Genomic DNA, 4319 nt, shown 5'->3' with positions numbered 1-4319 from the left:
CAATCCTGGGAGCAAGAATAGAAGAGCTCAAGCCGAAAAAAATAAATAAGCCAAACGCGGTGCTGTAATTATTTTCATCAACGCTATCGGCAACCAGCGCAACCAGCACGGGATCCAGTGCCAGCTTGCCGACGAGACCGTAAATACACAGGGCGACAATCACGCCAGTCATGTTTGGCATCCAGACAATGGACAGCATGCTGATGATCGCCACCGGGACGAGGAACATAATTAACGGTTTGCGCTTACCTAATTTGTCAGACAGGCTGGAGAATAACAGCGCGCCGGGGATTGAAATCCAGGCGACCAGCGAAGAGATAAACCCGGTTTCGCTACCGGCAATACCACGTTCATTTTGCAGATAATAGGGAAGCCAGGTCAGAATAACGAAGAAACCAAACAGGCTACAGAACACCATGATATAGGTCAGAACGAGGTTGCGGTTTTTCAGGAGATCGCTGAATTTGCCTTTTTTTACCGGCTGTCCGTCGGTATCTACAGTGCGTTTCTTTTCTTTCACAAACAGCCAGATCGCAATCCCCACCAGTACTGAAGGAACCGCCATCGCGTAGAACGGCATCCGCCATGAATGGCCCTGATCGTACACCAGCCAGCTTGAGGTCATCAGTCCCAGCGCAATACCGAAGGCCATGCCGCTATTGATGATTGCGCTGCCGAGCGAGCGATATTTTTTAGGGATTTGCTCGGAAGAAAGGCCGTACTGTGGACCGTAATAGGTCCCTTCTCCCGCGCCCGTGACTACGCGGGCAAACAGCAGCGTGTACCAACTTTTTGCCCAACCGGTAACGGCCGTGAAAACGCCAAAGAGAATAAACCCAGGCACCAGCACTTTTTTCTTACCGATTTTATCACCCAGTATTCCGGCCGGGACCTGTAATAACGCATAAGAAAAATAAAACACAGAATTAAGAATGCCTAATTGCGTTCCACTTAGGCCAAACTCTTTTTCCAGTTCACCCATCACCGGGTTCAATACCGTCCGGTCGGCGTACATGAAAATCCACCCCAGCCAGAACAGGAAAATGGTCACCCACCAGGCCGGTATTCCTTTTTTCTTCGTGACCTCAGTCACTTCACATGATTCAGACATAAGCAATCTCCCGGTAATATTTACCGTTGAACACCTCATATTATCTGACGATTGATGAGGCTTGATGTTTTAACTCTGCTCACCATATCGGGCCGCGACATCATTTCGTTTGAGCAAAGTCACACAAAATCCATTGTTATAAATTCCTGGGAACTGACCGCAACATTATTAAAAAAAGTCTAACAATCATTTTTTAAATATTTTAAACAAAGTAATTAAAAACAATCCTAATTAACGCGTTATTTTTATCAGTCAATAAGCTGTCGAATAAGTCACATTATAAAAAAACCGGAACGTTATTTTGACCACGAGATATTTTGCACATTGAGGTCATAATGAAAAAGAAACTGGTCATTGCACTGGGTGGGAATGCATTATTACAGCGCGGAGAGATATTGAGTGCGGAAAACCAACAACGCAGCATTCAGGTTTTTGCGCAACGGGTAGCGACGCTGGCTCGCGATTTTCAACTGGTGATTGTTCACGGAAACGGGCCTCAGGTCGGGTTGCTGGCGTTGCAGAACGCGGCCTACACGGAATCACCCGCCTGGCCGCTTGATATACTGGTGGCTGAAAGCCAGGGAATGATTGGCGCCGCCATCGCCCAGGCGCTGACGCAAAATACGGGTGGTTGCCCCGTGACCACGCTGATGACACGGGTAGAAGTAGACCCGCAGGATGAGGCGTTTGCCGCTCCGGGTAAGTACATTGGGCCCGTCTATCAACCGGATCAACAGGCTGAACTGGAACAACGCTATGGCTGGACGATGAAGGCGGATGGACAATACATTCGACGGGTCGTTCCCTCACCGATACCGCAAAACATCCTCGACGGCGAGGCCATCCAGATGCTGATGGAAGCAGGGCATACGGTGATTTGCTGTGGCGGTGGCGGCGTTCCGGTGGTGGCTCAGGGTAACGGATACGTGGGTACTGAAGCGGTGATCGACAAAGATCTGACAGCTGCGGTGTTGGCGAATACCATCAACGCCGATCATCTGCTGATCCTGACCGATGCCGATGCCGTCTATGAACACTGGGGTACTCCACAGGCGCGCGCGTTACGACATGTCACAACCGAAGAGTTGGCGCCGTTTGCGGCACCGGATGGCGCAATGGGACCAAAAGCGGCGGCGGTGATCCAGTTTGTTAAGCAAACCGGGCGTTCGGCGTTTATTGGCGCGCTGAAAGATGCACCGCAGATACTCACAGGCGAGAAAGGTACCTGCGTGACGCAGTAACCCCCTGCCGTTTGTCATTGTCGGATGGCGAGATTCTCCGGCAACCACGCAAAAAAGGCTTCCCGAAGGAAGCCTTTTTACAATCAGCAGGCTACATTACAGAACGTCAATTGCGTTCAGTTCTTTGAAAGCCTGTTCCAGACGCGTGATCATGGAAGTCTGGCCAGCACGCAGCCATACGCGCGGATCGTAGTATTTCTTGTTCGGCTGATCTTCGCCTTTCGGGTTGCCCAACTGACCCTGCAGATACGCTTCATTCGCTTTGTAGTAGTTCAGAACACCTTCCCAGGTCGCCCATTGGGTATCGGTATCGATGTTCATTTTTACTACACCGTAGCTTACGGAGTCTTTGATTTCCTGAGCGGTAGAACCGGAACCACCGTGGAAGACGAAGTTCAGGCTGTTGTGCGGCAGGTTGTGTTTCTTAGAAACATAGTCCTGAGAGTCGCGCAGGATGGTCGGGGTCAGAACCACGTTACCCGGCTTGTAAACGCCGTGTACGTTACCGAAAGAAGCCGCGATAGTGAAACGCGGGCTGATTTTGCTCAGCTCGGTGTACGCGTAATCCACATCTTCCGGCTGGGTGTACAGGGCAGAAGCGTCCATGTGGCTGTTGTCCACACCATCTTCTTCACCACCGGTGCAACCCAGTTCGATTTCCAGGGTCATGCCCATTTTGGACATGCGCGCCAGGTATTTGGAGCAGATTTCGATATTCTCTTCCAGTGACTCTTCAGACAGGTCGATCATGTGAGAAGAGAACAGCGGTTTACCGGTCGCCGCGAAGTGTTTTTCACCTGCGTCCAGCAGACCGTCGATCCACGGCAGCAGTTTCTTCGCGCAGTGGTCAGTGTGCAGGATAACCGGAACACCGTAGTGCTCAGCCATCTGATGTACGTGGTGCGCACCAGAGATCGCGCCCAGGATTGCCGCCCCCTGAGGAACGTCAGTTTTAACGCCTTTACCCGCGATGAACGCAGCGCCACCGTTGGAGAACTGTACGATAACCGGCGCTTTAACTTTTGCAGCGGTTTCCAGAACGGCGTTGATAGAGTCGGTACCGACGCAGTTAACTGCTGGCAGAGCGAAGTTGTTTTCTTTTGCTACCTGGAAAACTTTCTGTACGTCATCACCGGTGATAACGCCAGGTTTTACGAAATCAAAAATTTTAGACATGTTACGAGTCCTGTATCTTCGGCCTTGGAAAGGGGTGCGTGCCACTTAAGCGCGCTGAAAATTGGGCAGGTTTCCCTGCCCATGAGTGTCTTACTTCTTAGCGCGCTCTTCGAGCATCGCTACGGCAGGCAGAACTTTACCTTCCACGAATTCGAGGAATGCGCCGCCGCCAGTGGAGATGTAGGAGATTTTGTCAGCAATACCGAACAGGTCAATAGCCGCCAGCGTGTCACCGCCGCCTGCAATAGAGAACGCGTCGCTGTCAGCAATTGCGTTAGCTACGATTTCAGTTCCTTTACGGAAGTTCGGGAATTCAAACACGCCAACCGGGCCGTTCCACAGAATGGTTTTTGCATTCTTCAGGATTTCAGCCAGCTGCTGTGCAGAAGCGTCGCCGATATCCAGGATCTGCTCGTCTTCTTTCACGTCGTTGACGGATTTCAGCGTGGCGGCAGCGCTTTCAGAGAACTCGGTCGCGACGCGAACGTCAGTCGGAACCGGGATATCGCACGTGGTCAGCAGACGTTTGGCTTCGTCAACCAGATCGGCTTCGTACAGGGATTTGCCCACATTATGCCCCTGAGCGGCAACGAAGGTGTTCGCGATGCCGCCGCCAACGATCAGCTGATCAGCGATTTTGGACAGGGAATCCAGAACGGTCAGTTTGGTGGAAACTTTAGAACCGCCCACGATAGCGACCATCGGACGAGCCGGCTCTTTCAGCGCTTTACCCAGCGCATCCAGTTCTGCAGCCAGCAGCGGACCGGCACATGCGACGTCAGCAAATTTGC

3 protein-coding genes and 1 pseudogene are annotated in these 4319 nt (G+C 51.7%); 1 reads left to right on the top strand and 3 read right to left on the bottom strand.

All coding sequences use genetic code 11. The features are described 5' to 3' along the window. Nucleotides 1-1111, bottom strand: a 1111-nt coding sequence (locus AB7E14_RS21195; protein ID WP_428169909.1) for an MFS transporter, incomplete at its 3' end; no start/stop codon positions are given. 335 nt (nt 1112-1446) lie between these two features. On the opposite strand from AB7E14_RS21195, the gene AB7E14_RS21190 reads away from it, so the two are divergent. Continuing rightward, nucleotides 1447-2352 (top strand): carbamate kinase, encoded by a 906-nt coding sequence (locus AB7E14_RS21190; RefSeq protein WP_316962852.1) that lies wholly within the window; start codon nt 1447-1449, stop codon nt 2350-2352. Between the two features lie 96 nt (nt 2353-2448). On the opposite strand, the gene fbaA is transcribed toward AB7E14_RS21190, so the two are convergent. Both fbaA and pgk read right to left on the bottom strand, forming a co-directional pair. Next, nucleotides 2449-3528: a class II fructose-bisphosphate aldolase gene (fbaA, locus tag AB7E14_RS21185; protein WP_042998040.1), complete on the bottom strand. Its 1080-nt coding sequence runs from the start codon at nt 3526-3528 to the stop codon at nt 2449-2451. A 90-nt stretch (nt 3529-3618) separates the two neighbouring features. Continuing rightward, nucleotides 3619-4319: pseudogene (gene pgk, locus AB7E14_RS21180) on the bottom strand (phosphoglycerate kinase); the annotation flags it as partial.

This window comes from Citrobacter sp., assembly GCF_050252275.1.
GTDB lineage: Bacteria > Pseudomonadota > Gammaproteobacteria > Enterobacterales > Enterobacteriaceae > Citrobacter_A > Citrobacter_A amalonaticus.
Note: the sequence above shows the minus strand (reverse complement) of the source record. Positions and strands in the feature narration are given on the sequence as shown.